Source organism: Micromonospora sp. WMMD1128 (assembly GCF_027497235.1).
Lineage (GTDB): Bacteria > Actinomycetota > Actinomycetes > Mycobacteriales > Micromonosporaceae > Micromonospora.
On sequence record NZ_CP114902.1, the window covers coordinates 5,758,939 to 5,774,346 of the forward strand.

General features: G+C 73.8%; 12 protein-coding genes. 1 reads left to right on the forward strand and 11 read right to left on the reverse strand.

The window, feature by feature from the left end:
* Positions 1–59: 59 nt before the first annotated feature.
* From O7602_RS25785 to O7602_RS25815, 7 genes are all read right to left on the reverse strand, one after another.
* Complete coding sequence (locus O7602_RS25785; RefSeq protein WP_281585194.1) at positions 60–650, reverse strand: hypothetical protein; 591 nt, start codon at positions 648–650, stop codon at positions 60–62.
* Positions 647–1,984, reverse strand: a complete 1,338-nt coding sequence (locus tag O7602_RS25790) for a hypothetical protein (RefSeq protein WP_281585195.1) — start codon at positions 1,982–1,984, stop codon at positions 647–649. Before O7602_RS25790 ends, O7602_RS25785 begins: the two co-directional genes overlap by 4 nt.
* On the reverse strand, positions 1,981–2,781 hold the full coding sequence (locus O7602_RS25795) for an ABC transporter ATP-binding protein (RefSeq protein WP_281590526.1): 801 nt from the start codon (positions 2,779–2,781) through the stop codon (positions 1,981–1,983). Before O7602_RS25795 ends, O7602_RS25790 begins: the two co-directional genes overlap by 4 nt.
* A gap of 37 nt (positions 2,782–2,818) precedes the next feature.
* Positions 2,819–3,622 (reverse strand): hypothetical protein, encoded by an 804-nt coding sequence (locus O7602_RS25800; RefSeq protein ID WP_281585196.1) that lies wholly within the window; start codon positions 3,620–3,622, stop codon positions 2,819–2,821.
* Positions 3,619–4,176, reverse strand: a complete 558-nt coding sequence (locus O7602_RS25805; RefSeq protein ID WP_281585197.1) for a sigma-70 family RNA polymerase sigma factor — start codon at positions 4,174–4,176, stop codon at positions 3,619–3,621. The genes O7602_RS25800 and O7602_RS25805 overlap by 4 nt, the downstream gene beginning before the upstream one ends.
* A gap of 67 nt (positions 4,177–4,243) precedes the next feature.
* Entirely contained in the window at positions 4,244–4,759 is a 516-nt protein-coding gene (locus tag O7602_RS25810) for a hypothetical protein (RefSeq protein ID WP_281585198.1), read from the reverse strand.
* Positions 4,756–6,534 carry a RyR domain-containing protein gene (locus tag O7602_RS25815; RefSeq protein WP_281585199.1) on the reverse strand — a complete coding sequence of 593 codons (1,779 nt, stop codon included), beginning with the start codon at positions 6,532–6,534 and terminating at the stop codon, positions 4,756–4,758. Before O7602_RS25815 ends, O7602_RS25810 begins: the two co-directional genes overlap by 4 nt.
* A 294-nt stretch (positions 6,535–6,828) precedes the next feature.
* On the opposite strand from O7602_RS25815, the gene O7602_RS25820 reads away from it, so the two are divergent.
* A complete protein-coding gene (locus O7602_RS25820) occupies positions 6,829–8,949 on the forward strand; it encodes an AAA family ATPase (RefSeq protein WP_281585200.1) in 2,121 nt (706 codons plus the stop codon).
* Positions 8,950–8,962: 13 nt separating this feature from the next.
* On the opposite strand, the gene O7602_RS25825 is transcribed toward O7602_RS25820, so the two are convergent.
* The 4 genes from O7602_RS25825 to fxsA are packed head-to-tail and all read right to left on the reverse strand — an operon-like array spanning position 8,963 to position 15,208.
* Positions 8,963–10,132, reverse strand: coding sequence for a hypothetical protein (locus O7602_RS25825; RefSeq protein ID WP_281585201.1), 1,170 nt, complete (start codon positions 10,130–10,132; stop codon positions 8,963–8,965).
* A 45-nt stretch (positions 10,133–10,177) separates the two neighbouring features.
* On the reverse strand, positions 10,178–11,218 hold the full coding sequence (locus O7602_RS25830; RefSeq protein WP_281585202.1) for a hypothetical protein: 1,041 nt from the start codon (positions 11,216–11,218) through the stop codon (positions 10,178–10,180).
* 11 nt (positions 11,219–11,229) lie between these two features.
* Positions 11,230–15,057: an FxSxx-COOH system tetratricopeptide repeat protein gene (gene fxsT / locus O7602_RS25835; RefSeq protein WP_281585203.1), complete on the reverse strand. Its 3,828-nt coding sequence runs from the start codon at positions 15,055–15,057 to the stop codon at positions 11,230–11,232.
* The gene (fxsA, locus tag O7602_RS25840) at positions 15,044–15,208 is read right to left on the reverse strand and encodes an FxSxx-COOH cyclophane-containing RiPP peptide (protein WP_281585204.1); all 165 of its coding nucleotides are present in this window, start codon (positions 15,206–15,208) and stop codon (positions 15,044–15,046) included. The genes fxsT and fxsA overlap by 14 nt, the downstream gene beginning before the upstream one ends.
* Positions 15,209–15,408: the final 200 nt, after the last annotated feature.

Sequence of the window (15,408 nt, forward strand, 5' to 3'; positions counted from 1 at the left end):
AACGGAGGCGGCCCGCCGGAAAGTTGCACCGGGTGCGGAAATTTTGTCGCCGCTTCGCGCTACTCGGCCGGCTCCCTGCGGGCCGGGCCGGCGATCGAGTAGGCGACCAGCCCACCGACGGCGAACACCGCCGCCGTCAGCGCGGCGACCCGGCTGCCGGGTGGCTGGCCCTGCCACGTCGCGGCCGCCCCCCAGGTGCCGCCCTGCGGGTAGAGGGCCGCGACGGTGGTCCAGGCCAGCGGCAGGAACCACGACCGGGCGGTGCCGAACGTCGTCGCGCCGAGCGCGGTCAACCCGAGCAGGCCGGCGGCGTCGCGGGCCACCAGGGCGGCGGGTCCGAACCGGGCGCCGGTGTGCCGAGTGGCGAGCAGCGCCGCCAGGACGACCAGGAAAGCGGCGAGCAGATGCGCCGCGCGCCGCCAGGGCCAACGCATCGACGCGGTCCGGTCCAGGTTCTCGTCCGGGCCGCCGAGGGTGGACGCGAGCGCCGCGACCATCAGCACGACGGTCATGACGACGGTCATCGCGCTGGCGTCCCGCTCCTCGGCGAACGCCAGCCACAGCGCCCAGACCACGGCCACGCCGCCGATGGCCGCGGCCAGGGCCAGGGGTACGCGCCGGGAACGCAGGTACAGCAGCGTCCCGGTCACCCGGCCCTCCCGGAGAGCAGTCCGGCGGGGTCCTGGCAGGTCCGGAGCGCGTCGCGGACGGCCGTGACCCGGGCCAGCGCCTCGCCGTCGGGCAGCTCACGCAGCCCGCGCCACAGGGTGACCGCCTCGGGGTTGATCCCGGGATCCTCCTCGACCAGACCGGGCACCAGCCCGACGTCGGACCGCGGCTCGCGGCCCAGGAGCCAGGCGGCTGCCGCGCGTTCGACCACGTCGTTGCGGTTGCGGCACTGCCCGTCGTACCCGACTCCCAGCCCCCTGACGACCTCCGGCGCCACGGCGGCCGGGTGGGCGAGCCCGCCACGCTTGTCGATCCGGACCTCGATCGTGACGACGCCGTTCCGGGGGGCGGGCCAGTCCCCGTCGTGGGAGATCACCCGGGTGTCCTCGTGCACGGCGGTCGGCGCGTCCGGCAGTTTCGCCAACGTCGTCAGGCCCTCCCGGGCCAGCGGGGCAAGCGTGTCGAGCACCTGGGCGTGGACCCGGCTGACGCAGACCGTCGGGGTGTCGTCGGTGCAGACCAGTTCCCGCGCGACCGGGTCGACCGACCAGTTGAGCACGTCCGGGTCACGGGGGACGACCGCGGTCGCCGTCACCAGCCCGAGTGCCAGCGGCACCACCGCCGCGGTCCGGGTACGCCAGCCGCCGGCGAGGAACAGCAGCAGGCCGGCGCCGGCGAGCCCGGTCAGCCAGATCGCGAGCGCGCCGCTGACCCGGTTGTCGATCGTCTGGTAGTCGTTGAACTGGCTCGAGCCGTGGACCGGGGAGATCACCGCGGCCAGCCGGTCGGGCGGCCCGATGGCGGTGAAGAAGACGACGAGCACCCCGGCCACCCCCAGTGCCGGGGCGGTCACCAGGGCGGGCAGCATCCGCCCGATCCCCAGCCCGAGCCACCCCGCGGCGATCAGGGACAGCGCGCCCACCCCGGTGACCACGGTGAAGGTCAGCAGCGGCCGGTACGGGGCGGTGGTGACGATCCCGGCGAGGCCCGCGGCGGTCACCAGCAGGTAGGCGAGCGCGAGGGTGAGGGCCGTCGCGCCGAGCACCGGCAGCATCCGCGCGGCGCGTGGTCGGGCGGTGGTGGCGAACAGCTCGCCGACCTTCGCCCGGTGCTCCCGGCGGCCCTGCCACGCGCCGGCGGCGAGGGCCAGCGGCCACATCAGGAGCAGGTATTCCCTGGTGGTCATGGCCAGTGCCATCCAGCCGGAAGACCACCTGCCGGGTGTCGTGTAGAGCGCGCCGATCCCGACCACCATCGTGATCAGCGCGGCGCCGAGCGCGGCGGACCGGCGCAGTTCCAGGCTGAGAATGTTCATCGTCCCGCCTCCGCGCGATGCCGGCGCAGGAGCGCGGAGTAGCCCCGCTCGGCCGGGCTGTCGCCGGCGTGGCCCTGGTCGCCCTGCGCGCTCAACGCCTCGGGCGTGCCCTGCCACACCAGCCGGCCCTCGTGGACCAGGACGACGTCGGCGCACGCCGCCACCACATCCTCGACCAGGTGGGTGGAGACCAGTACGCAGCTGTCGGTGCCGAGGTCACGCAGCAGTTCGCGGAAGTCGAGGCGCTGTTCCGGGTCGAGGCCGACGGTCGGCTCGTCGAGCAGCAGGAGCCGGGGGTCGTTGACGATGGCCTGGGCGATGCCGGCCCGGCGCAGCATGCCACCGGAGAGCGTCTTCAGCCGGGCGTCGGCCTTGGCGGTCAGCCCGACCCGGTCGATGGCCCGCTGCACCGCCGCCGGGACACCGGCCTTCGGCATCTCCTTGAGCCAGGCCAGGTAGCCGACGAACTCGCGCACGGTGAACCGCGGGTAGTAGCCGAAGTGCTGCGGCAGGTAGCCCAGGGTGCGGCGGACCTGGCGCAGGTCGGAGCGGCCGTCGACCGGGTGCCCGAGCAGCGTCAGCCGGCCACCGGCCGGGGCAAGGACGGTCGCCAGGGCGCGCATCAGCGTGGTCTTTCCGGCGCCGTTCGGGCCGAGGAGGCCGTGCACGCCGGTGGGCAGGGCCAGATCGAGGCCGTTGACGGCCAGGTGCCGTCCGGCCCGGACCCGTAGCCCCTCCGCGTGGATCGCCCAGGGATGGGTGGTGGCGGTCGTCTCGACCGCGCTCACGGCGCGCATCGTCATGATCTCCTTCAGGGATCGCGATCTCGGGTGGTCAGTCGTGGTGGGCGAGTCGCCGGAATCCGTTGACCCGAAGCAGCGCCAGGACGGTCAGCAGTGCCGTGGCCAGTGCCCAGGCGCGCACGCTCCCCGCCGCCAGCACCACGGGCATCCGGGCGGCGGCCAGGCTGGGCGCGATCACCACGACCGTCCAGGCCGCCATCAGGCCGATCGCGGCCCGGCGTACCCCGGCGAGCGTGCCCAGCAGCAACGCGGCAGCGGCGAACGCCAGGCCGGGCAGCAGCATCAGGGCCAACGACACCCCGGCGCCGGCGCCGACCAGGGCGAGCGCGGGCACGACGAAGGCCAACACGGCAGCCGTACGCCGCAGCAGCATCGTCAGGCCGGCGGCGGGCGTGGCGGCGATCAGCTCCCAGGCCGGGTCGGCCCGACGGTTCCAGGCGACCGCCACGCCCGGCAGCGGAGCCAGCGGCGCGATCAGCAGCACCAGCGCGGGCAGCCCGGTCCACAACACGCCGAGCAGCGCGGCGCAGGCCAGCGCCACTGCGGTCACGGCCAGCCACGGCAGGAGCGTGCCGACGAACCAGCGGTGCCGCAGCACCGGCCAGGACCAGCCGCGCGCGGCGGGGGCCGGCGGCGTCGCGATCTCCCGGTCCAGGATCGTCGCCACCCGCTCGATCACGGCCCGGCTGTCCGCGGTGGTGCTGCCGGCGAGCCGGGCCCGGCAGTCGGCGCAGTCCTCCAGGTGCACCTCGATCGCCCAGACGCTCGGCTCGTCGAGGCCGGGATCGCCGGCGGCGTAGCGGTCGATCTGGGTGAGGCTGGGATGGGTGGTCATGACAGCGCCTCCCGTAGGGCGATCCGGGCTCGGCGTACGCGGGACTTGACGGTGTTCTCCGGCACGCCCAGCAGCACCGACGCCTCGCGCGGCGAGAGACCGTCGAGGACCGTGGCCCGCAGGGCGGCCCGGACCTCGGGCGGCAGCACGAGCAGCGCCTGCTCCAACTCCTGGCCGATCCGGGCCGCCATCACCTCGTCCTCGGCCGCCGGTGACGTGCTCGGCATCAGCGGCACCGGTGGCACCTGCGCCCGGCGCGCCCGCCGGCGGAACGCGTCGACCAGGCGGTGGGCGGCGATGGTCCACAGCCAGCCCACCGCGCTGCCCTGCGCCCCGCCGCTGCCCCTGGCCTGTGCCCCGGCGAAGCTGCCCGCCGCCCGCCAGACCGCGAGGTAGGTGTCCTGGAGCACCTCGGCGACCACGTCGGGGTCCGTGCACCGGCGCCGCAGCCGCACCTCCAGCCAGGGCGCGGTACGCCGGTAGAGCTCGTCGAAGGCCCGCCGATCTCCACGGGCCACGCGTCGTACGAGTTCGCCCTCGTCGGCCGCGTCCATGCCGGTTCTCACACCAGGTCAGACGACGGGACCGTTGCCCAAAGGTCCCGCTCGAATGTGACGGCCATCACTTCGGCGGGCTCGCCCGGCGGCGAGCGCCGGGCGGCCAGACCACAGTGACCGGGATGCCCAGTTGCCGGGCCCAGCCGACGGTCCGGTCGGTGGACGCCCCGTGGCAGCCGGCCTCGCCGTCCCAGACCGCCACCAACCGCTGCACCCGGCGCAGCAGGTCCCGGTTTGCGGCGGCGTACGCCGGGGTGCCCGAGTGGGCGTGACCGGTGTGAAACACGTGCGCCGCGCGTCCGAGCAGGTCGTCGAAGTCCGCGCGCTTCTCCGGCGGGATCGTCGCGTCCCGGTAGTCGAGGGCCGGCAGGACCACGTCATAGGTGCCGCCGCCGGCGAGCACGGCCCGGGTGAAGAGTTGGTCGGCGCCGGGCGCCAGGCAGGTGACGCCGTGCACCGGCCGGGCGCTGATCCGGCGCAGCTCGACCCGGAGCGCGTCGGCGACGAGCCGCTCGGTGGCGGCGGTCAGGTGGATGTGCCCGGTGACGCCGACCCGCACCGGTGGGCGGCCGGAGGTCACCGGCCGGGGCCCCGGGACTGGGTGGGCACGGTGGCGCTCAGCCGGATCAGCTCGAACCCGCTGTCGGAGAGCACGTCGGGCAGGGCGCGGATCTCCTGGCGGTTCTTCTCCTGCACGTCGGGGGTCAACTCGTCCCAGGGCCGCAGCGCGGGGTGCCGCCGTCGGGTGTCGTCACGGGGCTCACCGTACGCCCAGCCCTCGCCCGCGCGTTCCCGGCACCAGCGTTCGTGCTCCAGCCTGGCCAGGACGTCGATCCGGTCCTCGATGGCCTGCTCGGCGGACGCGTCACCGGCGCCGCCGCGCCGGGGCGCCACGACGCAGCCGAGGTTCAGCAGCTTGGCGGCGATGTCCTGGACGTGGGCGCGGTTGGCCCGCCGCAGGGACTCGGGCAGGCGGGCCCAGTCCACCATGGCGGCGGCCGGACCGGGCCGGGCCCCGGGGCCGCGGTGGGCCCGCAGGTAGCGGTCGTGGATCTGCCGGGCCAGCCGTTCGGTGAGGTCCTCGGCGATCAGCCGGGCGTCGCAGGCCCGGGTCAGCACCGGATAGAGGCGGAGTTTGCCGTGCACCTCGTCGAGCAGGTCGTGCCGCGAGTCGCCGTGGAACGCGGCGGCGAGCGCCGCCTGGCGGTAGACGGGCACGAACACCTCGCCGCGCGCCGCCTGCCAGAGGGCGGGGGTGTCCAGGACGAACTGCAGCCCGACCCGCTCGTCCGGCGTGCAGATGTAGATGCGGTCGTAGCCGTCGTCCAGGTGACCCGACCCGGCGAGGCCGTCCAGGTCCAGGTCGTGCGCGACGACGTCGCAGGCGGTGCTCAGGAACGGGTACCGGGAGGCGGCGAGGGCGAGTTCGGTGCCGGCGTCGGAGGCGACGAGGTCGACCCGCAGCGGCGCGGTGGCGGCACCGCGGGTACGCCAGTGTCGGGCGGTCTCCACAAGCAGGGCCCGGCGGAAGGCGCCGCCGCCGGCGATGAGGACGCGGGTCGGCCGGGCCGGCGCGGCGGGCAGGGGGTGGTGTCGGTGCAGGGCGCGGGCGGCGACGTCGTCGACGTGGAAGTAGTCGAGCCGCAGCCGGCTGGACCCGGCGGCGCCGAGGCGTCGGGCCTGGAGGGACAGGCACATCTCCGGGTCGCGGACCTGGACGTAGACCCGGGGCGGCTGGCGGCGGTCCTGGATCAGCCGGCTGGCCGTGTTCGCGACGGCGTGGTTGCGGTCGTCGTCGTCGGTGCAGGCGTAGATGGTGTTCGCGCGGGGCAGGCCGGCGCCGCGGAGCACTTCGGGGCTGGTGGGGTCGCCCACCACCCCGAGATATCGACGCTGCCGGTATTCCAGCGGCCCGAAGGGGACGGAGCGCACCACGACCACCCGTTCGCCGTCGGCGAAGAGCCGGTCGGCGAGCATCCGGGCGAACTGGGAGTCGCCGCAGACGAGGACGTGCTCGCGCGCCCGCCGGGCGCGGATGCGACGGATCTCGGCGGCCAGGAGCAGGCGACCGGCCTCGGCGACCGCGAGCAGCGTGAACAGCGGGGCGACGAAGCGGGCGACCTGGAGCTGCCACGGGTAGGGACCGGCCTCCTGGAAGGGCTCCGCGCCGAGGACGAACAGTTGCAGGTCGTAATAGATCACGTCGGTCAGGTCATGTGCGGTTTCCGGCCGGTCCAGCAGCAGCCGTTCGAAGCCGAGATAGCCGAGGACGAAGGCGACGACGCCGACCACCGCGAACACCGCGCGCAGCCACCAGCCGGTGGGGCGGGACGAGCCCGCACCGGGCTCGGTCATCGCACGGCTCTCGGGTCGGGCGGGCGGCGGCGGATCACGAATCGGCGTCGCGGCCACCCGGTTGCCACCATGGGCCTTATCGTATTGGACAAAGTCGATCGGGCCGGTGTTCACCGCACCTGCCCGAACGGCTCTTTTCGCAGGTGAACCCGAACCGGCGGGCGGCGAGGGTCCGCTGCGGTGGCTACGGACGGCTACCATTCGAAGACGGGCCGGAGGTGGCACACGCGCGGAGCCGGCCTCCGGTACGGGAATGTCTGGCGCCCAGACCGGAGCTACCGGAGGATCAGGAAGATGGACGCGAACGCAAGTCCACCTGCGGCTGGTGCGGTCAATCCGTTCTCCCCGACGGCCGTCGCCCGGGTCAGCGAGGACGGCGTGGCGGGCCCCACGGTGGTCACGGCGGCCATCCGGGACGCGGTCGGGCACCTGGAAAACTACCTCCGGACGGGTGCGAGCGCGACCGTCGCCGTGCTCGGTGACTACGGCACCGGCAAGACGCATCTGGCGGTCGAGCTGCTGGCCCGTACCCGGGCCGCCGGCGAGCCCGTCAGCGGGGCGATCTATCTCGACGCCCCGGCCGACACGTTCCGGGCGGTGAGCCGGCAGTTCCTGGGCCGGCTTTCCCGGGCGGCCGTCCGCGACCTCGTCGCGCAGCGGCAGGCCACCGACGAGGGTGGGCCGGCGGCCGGTGCGCTCGCCGAGCGGCTACGCGAGGAGTTGGCCGACGTCACCGCGGACCCGTCGTTCGGCATCGTGCTGGCGATGCTGCTGGAGCCGGCCACCGAAGCGGCGGCGTGGGACTGGTTGACCGGCTACCCGCCGGGGCCGGCCCTGGTGGCCGCCGGGGTCACCACGCGCACCGACGTGGAGGCCGCGGCGGTCGAGACGATGGCGGTGCTCGCGGTGCTGCACGCGCGGCGGCGAAGACGGTTCGTCCTCGTCCTCGACGAGTTGCACAACCTCCTGGCGGGTCGGCCCGACGACGAGGCGACGGCCCGGATGGCGGCGCTGATCAGCGCCTTCGCGTCGTCCGGGGCGCTGCTCGTGCTCTCCGGGCTGCCCGACCTGCTGCACCTGCTCACCCCCGAGGTGCGGCAGCGGATCGGGCCGATCGTGCGGATGTCGGCGCTCAGCGTCACCGATGTCGAGGAGTTCATCCGGCGGAGCCAGGCACGCACGTTCGGGCAGGCCCGCCTCGCGCCGTTCACCCCCGAGACGGTGGACTACCTGACGAACCTGGCCGACGGGGTGCCGCGCCGGGTGATCCGGCTCTGCTACGACCTCCACCAGCGGGCGACGCAGGCGGGCACGCCGGTCACCCATGTCATGGTCCGGGAGGCGGTACGGGTCCAGTTCGACCTGGCCAGCCGGCAGGACGTGGCCGCCACCGTGCGACGGGTGCTGACCCAGGACGGCTGGTCGTACCAGCGGGACCATCTGCTCGGATCGGTGCGGGACCTGCCTGTCGACTTCTGGATCCCGCTGGACGAGCAGGACGCCGGGTGCGGGGTGCTGCTGTCCGAGTCGATCCTCAAGGCCGAGGAGGTCGACGAGCTGCACCGGCGGGTGGTGGCCATCCGCGCCCGGGTGCCCGACAGCGAGGCGATCCTGGTCGTGGTCGGGCACCTGCCCGCCGAGTTGGCGGCGGAACTCGCCGCGACGTTCAGCGTGGAGCCGATCGTCTACGACCCGCAGACGTTCGCCGAGGACCTCTCGGGCAGCGTCAAGGCGTCGATGCGCCGGCTGGAACAGGTGGTCGGTGCGGACGCGCTGACGTCGGTGCGGCAGCGGGTCGAGCGCATCCACCGGCAGCAGAGCAACACCCAGCGCTCCATCGAGCGGCTGTCGTACCAGCTGGACGAGCTGCGGGGCGAGCTGGGCGGGCCACGGGTGGTCGTGGGCGGGGTCGCCCCGGGTCCGGTGGCCGTGGGCGGGCCGGAGCTGCCCGGCCGGGTGGCCCAGGTGTTCGTGGAGGCGGTGGGGGCGCTGGATCAGCTCACCGGCGTCGACCGGCAGCTCAACGACGCCTTCGCGCCGCGGCGCGGCGCGACCGCGGATGAGGGCGGGGCGTCGCTTCGGGCCCGGCTGCGGTCCCGGGACGTGCAACGGGCGTTGGGCACGTCGATGATGCTGCGTCGGCTGGTCGAGGCGTTCCGCGACGGGGTCGCGCAGTGGTACGACAGCCACCGACGAGACCCGCAGGCGACGGATCCGGAGCGGTTGGACCGGCTCTGCGAGACCTACGACGGGCTCGCCGAGTTCCTGCCGTTGTTCCAGCTGGACGTGCTCGGCGACCTGGGCGAGTCCGACGGCGCGGCGGAGCCGCCGGACCGTTCCCGCAGATGGTCGGAGGCCCGGTCGCTGTTCGACGGGTTGAGCGGGCGGGTCCGGCAGCTGATGGTGGCGCGCTGACGGCCCGCTTTCGTCACCGTTCCGGTTCGAGCGAGCCGGCGGCCGGGTCCTCCCGCATCCGGGGCAGCGCGACCGGGTCGGTGGGCGCCGGCTCCTCGGTGTCACCGGCGGGTCGGGCGCGGTCGAGCACCGCGGTGGCGAGGGCGTGCACCACGTTGATCACGACGATGGCGGTGGCGACGACGCCCACCGTGCCCGGGAAGTTGCGCTCCAGCACGAGGGCGAGGATCACCGCGGTCAGCCCGTTCTGCTGCCCCCAGGCCAGATACCGCCGGTCGGCGCTCGGCAGGTTGCGGGACAGCGGCAGCGACACGAGCATGTGCGCGGCCACCGCGGCGAGGCCGAGCACCACCCCTTCGACCAGGTGGACTCCCCGCACGAGCAGCATGCCGAGCAGGAACGTGGCGACGAGGTAGGCGGCCTCGGTGGACCGGCCGACCACGGGGCCCAGGCGCGGCCGGAAGAAGAGCCCGGCCAGCGCAAGGCCGAGCATGAGGAACTGCCCGGCGGCGACGAGCACGAGCACGATCAGCACGCCGACCGCGGTCCACCGCAGCACGGCAAGGCGGCGTGCGCTCACCGGCGCGCCCGGGCGGAGGCCGGCGGCCAGCAGGAGACGCCACAGCAGCCAGGCGACGGCGGCGAACGCCAGGTTGAGGGCGAAGCCGAGAACGAGGTCGAGCGGATCGTTGCCGAGCATGCCCGGTGCGGTGGTGGCCACGTCGCCGCGCAACTCCAGCGCGACCGCGGAGAAATAGATCGTGAGCAGCACCGTCACCGGATCGTCGAAGGACGCCCAGACGGACAGGATGGCGCGGGCGCGGGGGGACGTCCGGTCCGGGCGGCTCATGGCGGCCACGGCGAGCGGGTCGATCTGTGCGACGGCCACGCCCAGCACCAGCACCGTCGGATCGCGGAAGGCGAGGTACATCACGGCGGCGATGAGGGCCGCCTTGAGGACCACCCCGACGGTGACGGCGAGCAGCACGGTGGACAGGTGCGCGCGTACGTCGGCGAGGCTGAGGTCGCGGGTGCTGCCGATCAGCCCGACACCCAGCAGGACCGCCGCGAGCAGCAGGTAGGTCGGCGACTCTTCCAGCCCGCGGACGTGCCCGGCCCAGGCCAGCAGCAGGCCGGACAATCCGGCGGCCACCACGGCCGCCGATCGCGCCAGAGGTTTCACAACCGTCCTCCGGGCGGGTACGACGCCGAGTGGTCCATCGGGAGCTTATCGGCCGGACGGTCCGGCGGCGGGTTCGACGAGCCGGCGCGCCGCCGTCCACAACGCGTGATCGGCCTGGCTGACCCTGTCCTGGTCGAGGGTGACGCCGAACAGGTAGTCGCCCGTGGTGAGGCGGCTGTAGTAGACGGCGCCCATCTCCACGTCGAGCACCAGGCGCGCGACGTCACCGTCGACGGCCCGGCGCAGATCCCGGCTGATCTGCAGCACCAGGAGGGACAGGTCGGCTGCGAGCCGCTGGTAGCGGCTGCGCCGGTCGGCGACGGTGACGCCCCGGTTGAAGAACGGCGCCAGTTCGGGGTGCGCCAGGATGTCGGCGCTGGCCACCTGTTCTCCCGCCCGGTGGTGGCTGAGGTAGTGCAACCCTTCCGGCCGCAGGGCCGCGGCGAGCACGCCGTCGGGGTCCGCGGACCCGGTCACGCGGGGATGGACAGTGCCGTCGATGGCCTGCTGACCCGGGCGTGTCGTGTCGGTCAGCCAGCCGCCGGGATTCTGGGAGCGTTGCCGCATCAGCCGGCGCAGGTCGGTGGCGAGCCCGGACGCGGCGCGGTCGATCGTCTCGAACTGCGTCGGGTCGGCCGGCATGGCGCCGACGCCGGCCGGGGCGGGCGGCGCGGCGCCGGTCACGGCAGGCGCGGCGCCGAAGCCGACCACGTGCTCGCTGCCGACCACCGAGTTGCAGAAGACGAGGCCGGTGGCGGTCTGCGCGACCAGCCGGATCAGCGCGCCGGTCTGCAACTCCCACAGCCGCCGGTTGAGCTCGGTCGCCCGGTAGACCAGTTGCGCGCCGACCCGACGGTGGTTGTCGCGGTGCTCGGCCAACTCGTCGCCGTCCCGCCCCGGTGCCGGCCCGTGCGCCAGCAGGTCCAGGGCGAAGTCGAGGACGCCGGAGGTGTAGTGCGCCACGTGGTAGATGCCGGAGTCGGCGAGCAGCACCTCCCGGCACAGGTCCCGCTTCTTGCGGAACCCGGGGACGTCCTGCTCGGCGGACTCCTCGTGCAGGGCGGCGCGTGGCTCCGGAACGCTCACCTGGTCACTCCTCAGCTCTCCGGCACGTCGATGTCGGTGTCGGTCAGGGCGGACGGAGTGACGTCGCCGTCGCCGTCGCGTAGGCCGCGGATGGTGGCGGCGTTGGCGGCGGCGTCCAGGCTGCACGGGTGGCTGCGCCCGAGATAGTGCACGCTGTTCAGATGTGCCTCGTCCTGGATGCGCAGGGCCTCGTCCAGGTCGCCCCGCGCCGCCAGGTGGCCGGCCTGGGCGTTGATCGCCGTCAGGGTCCACGGGTGTACGTCACCGAGTCGCGCCCGCAGGGTGCGCAGGCCACGCTCCCCGTCCCGGACGGCCTGGTCGTGCTCGCCGGCGCCGCGCAGGAACAGCCCGACGTCGACCGAGCAGGCGGCGATGAAGGGGTGCCCGGTCTCCAGTTGCCGCTCGTAGCCGCGCAGGCAGCGGATGCCGTTCTCGACGGCGACGCCGAGGTCACCGGCCCGGTAGTAGTCCACGGCCATGCTCAGCAGGCTCGCGCGGGTCAGCGGATGGTCCTCGCCGAGGTGGCTACGGTAGCCGAGGTAGGTCTCCGAGCTGCGGTTCTTGGCGGCGACGGTGGAGCCCAGGCGTCGTTCGGTGACGGCGAGGGTGCGGTTGACCCGCAGCTCCTCGAGCGGGCTGGCGGCCGGCAACTGGTGGATCCGCTCCAGCGCCTCGCGCAGGGTCGCCAGCGACAGGTCGTAGGCGCCGACCTCGCGCTCCAGCGTGCCCACCACGCAGGCCGCCCGCCAGACCCGGGAGTCCTCCGGCCCCAACAGGGCCATCCGGCGGTCGCGTTCCATCCGGGCCAACCGCAGCGCCTCCCGGGCGTCGCCGGTGAGCAGGAAGGACAGGGCGAGGTTGTTGACCGCCATCCGGGTGTTCGGATGGTCGTCGCCGACGACCTTGCGGAACCCGGCGAAGGTGGCCTGGTCCTCGACGAGGGCGTCCTCGAAACGGCCGAGGCCGCGCAGGTCCCCACCTCGGCCGCGACCGGCGACAAGCGTGCGGTAGTGCCGAAGCCCGTAGCGGCGGCGCTGCTCGCTGAGCACCTGCTCGTCGAGGCGCAGGGCATCGGCGTACTGGCCGAGGGCGCGGTGCAGGTTGGCGGTCTGCACGAGCAGGCGCATGGTCAGTTGGTCGAGCTGACCGTCGGCGGTCCACCGTTCGCACAACGGCCGGACCAGATGCAGCGCCGACTGCCAGATGTCGCTGTCGCTCGTCAGGTAGAGGTAACGGACCTGCTTGACGACCCAGTGGCGGACCAGCCGGTGATCGGACTCCAGCGCGCCGGCCGGGACGAGGTGTCGTTGCAGCTCCTCGAAGACGTCGAGGTAGCGGCGGTCGTCGGCCTCCGGGTCGGTCGGCGCGTACCCGGCGAGGCCGTGCAGCACCTGGTCGTGGCGTTCCTGCCGGAGCGGGTCGGGGATGGCCTCGCGGAGCAGCACCTGGATGGCGCGGTGCATGCGCAGCGCGGCGCCGCGTCCCCAGTCGACGTCGTAGAGGCCGAAGCGCGCGCCGACGGTCAGTACCAGGTCGATCTCGCCGGCGGTGAGCAGCAACTCCTCGGCGTCGACGTCCGCGGCGGCGGCGAGCTGGGTCAGCATCGACGTGGAGCGCAGCAGCGGCAGCCCGATGCCCTCGGGGGAGAGGAACGCGGCGAGTTCGGCCAGGCGCACCGCCAGTGGCCCGAACTCGATGTCGTCGAGGGTGCGCAGCGTGATGTCCAGGACCCGGGCCACGGTGGAGGTGTGCGAACCAGGGATGCGTTCGTCGTCCTCCTGGGCGCTGTGTCGGCGCAGCTCGTCGAGCAGTTCGGTGACGCTGCGGCCCACCGCTTCCAGGTTGGGCAGACCCTCGTCCTCGAAGGCGCGGGTGCGTTCCCGGATCCAGGCGGTGGCCAGTCGCAGGGCCAGCGGCAGGTGTTCCAGCGCGGCGGCGATGGTCCGCGCGTCGTCGGTGCTGACGCCGAGCACCCGGCGCAGCATCGCGATGCTCTCGTCGCCGCTGAAGGCGGCGACCTCAAGCGGTGAGGGCAGGTCCGGGGAGCCGTCGTCCCGGGAGGTGATGAGCACGTGGCCGGTGCCGTCGCGGGGGCGCAGCCGCTGCACCACCTCGGCGTTGTCGGCGTTGTCATAGATCAACAACCATCGGGCGATGCCGCCGCGGGTGGAGAGCGCGGTGAGCGCCGCCTCCGCCGCCCCGGTGCCGTCCACGGCGTTGATCTCGTCGGCCAGCTCAGCGAGGCTGGTCTGGACCGTGTCCCGGTCCTGCGCCGGGATCCACCAGACCACGTCGTAGTCGTAGGCGAACCGGTGGGCGAACTCGCGGGCCAACTCGCTCTTGCCGACGCCGGCGCCGCCGGTGAGCGTCACCGGGCTGCCGTCGACGCCCAAGCGGTCACGCAGCCGTTCCAGGTATTCCTCCCGGCCGACGAAGGACCGGTTGCGGGGCGGCAGGTTGTGCCGCGGCCGGCGGTCCGGCTCGGCCGGGTAGCGTGGCGCGGTGCGCAGGTCGGCGGCGGAGGCGGCGGGGGCGATCAGGCCGAGTCGGCTCAGCAGCAGCGACTGCGCCCGGTCCTGGTCCACGTCGCGCAGGTCGACGACCCGCAGTGGGTCGATCTTCTGGTCGGTCTCGCGGCCGGTGACCAGAACGGCGAGCATCTCGGCGTCGTCGGCCTGCGCGGGCAGGGTGGACAGGGCGGTGCCGACCGCCCGCAGGACGTTCGGGGAGACGACGGCAAGCACGGTGGCGTCGCCCGGGTAGGCGGGCGGGGTGCCGGACCGCAGGGCGCGGGGATGGACGGTGACGCTGGCCCGGCGCAGATGCCCGCAGATCCAGTCCACCCAGGGCCGGTCGGCCGGGTCGTAGAGCACGACGATGTCGTCGGCGCTCTCCGCCCGTTCCAGCAGGACACCCCGGCGGTAGCGGCGCCGGATCCGCTCCGGCACGGCCGCCGCCCGCGTCACCGTGCCCTCGCTGATCCACGCCGTCATCCGTTCGTACGCCGACAGCAGGCTGCCGTCGGCGTCGGGCGGATCGGCAAGCACGGCCAGCACGTCGTCGTAGGTGTCGTAGGTCTGCTCCGGCACCTCGACGATCTCCACCGACCCGCCGGGCGACTGCGCGTCGGACTCGTCGAGCAGGCCGGCGAAGGCGCGGCGGGCGGTGTCGCGTGCCTCGCCGTACGACGGGTGGTTGACGTCGCGCAGGGTCGGCGCGGCGAGGATCCGGATGCCGCCGGCGGCCTGCCGGCGCAACTCCACGGCGAGCTCGGCGGCCTGGTGCATGGCCGGCCGCCGGGGCGGCATGCTGACCACCGCGATGTCGCTGAGCGCCGCGGCGTGGGTGATGCCGGGCAGGGTGAGGTCCACCGGGGTGTCGATGAGGACGTAGTCGTAGTCGGTCTGTCGCAGCAGTTGCCGGAGCCGCACCGGGTCGCCGTCGGGACGGGTCACCGCGTCCGCGCCGACGCCGACCATCGCGAAACCGAAACTCGATCCGGGCATCGCATAGTGGTAGAGCGTGCCCTGGTGCGGCGCGGCGGGGGCGTTCAACGCGAGGGCACGGTGCGACGGCCCGTCCGGGTGCGGGCTGATCAGCGTCGCCAGCTCGGGGCCGAGGGCGGTGGCGGCCGACGCGGCGTCCACCTGGAACGAGCGCAGGTAGTCGTAGACCCGCGGGGTCCGGGCGCACCAGTCCACCGCGAGGACACGCTTTCCGTTACCGGCGAGGATCCAGGCGATGTTGGCCACCGCGCTGCTGCGCCCGGTGCCGCTGGCGGGCGAGACGAAGGACACGATGGTCCCGGCGACGCCGGGGGTGTCGTCAGTCGCGGCCATCGAGTGCGCTCTCGAAGCCCGCGTACTGGTCGCCCGGGTCCGCGCTGCGGCGTTCCAGGCGATGCAGCGCGGCCACGAGCACCGCGCTGGGCACCGCGTCGAGCGCGGTCAGATCCACCTCAGTGAGATCGATGAGATCGGAACGCAACATGTCCCCCTCCGCGTCCATCCCCCGATCACCGCCTGTCTTCGCATGTGGCTCCGGGTGGTGTCACCACGGATTCGGATATCGACCGGTGGCCAGATCCGCTGCGTAGGTTCATGATAACGGTGCGCTGCATCCATGGTGGCCTGCATTCCTCGCCGCGCGCCGATTGAACGGCATCCGTCGATGTATGCTGGATGTTCCCG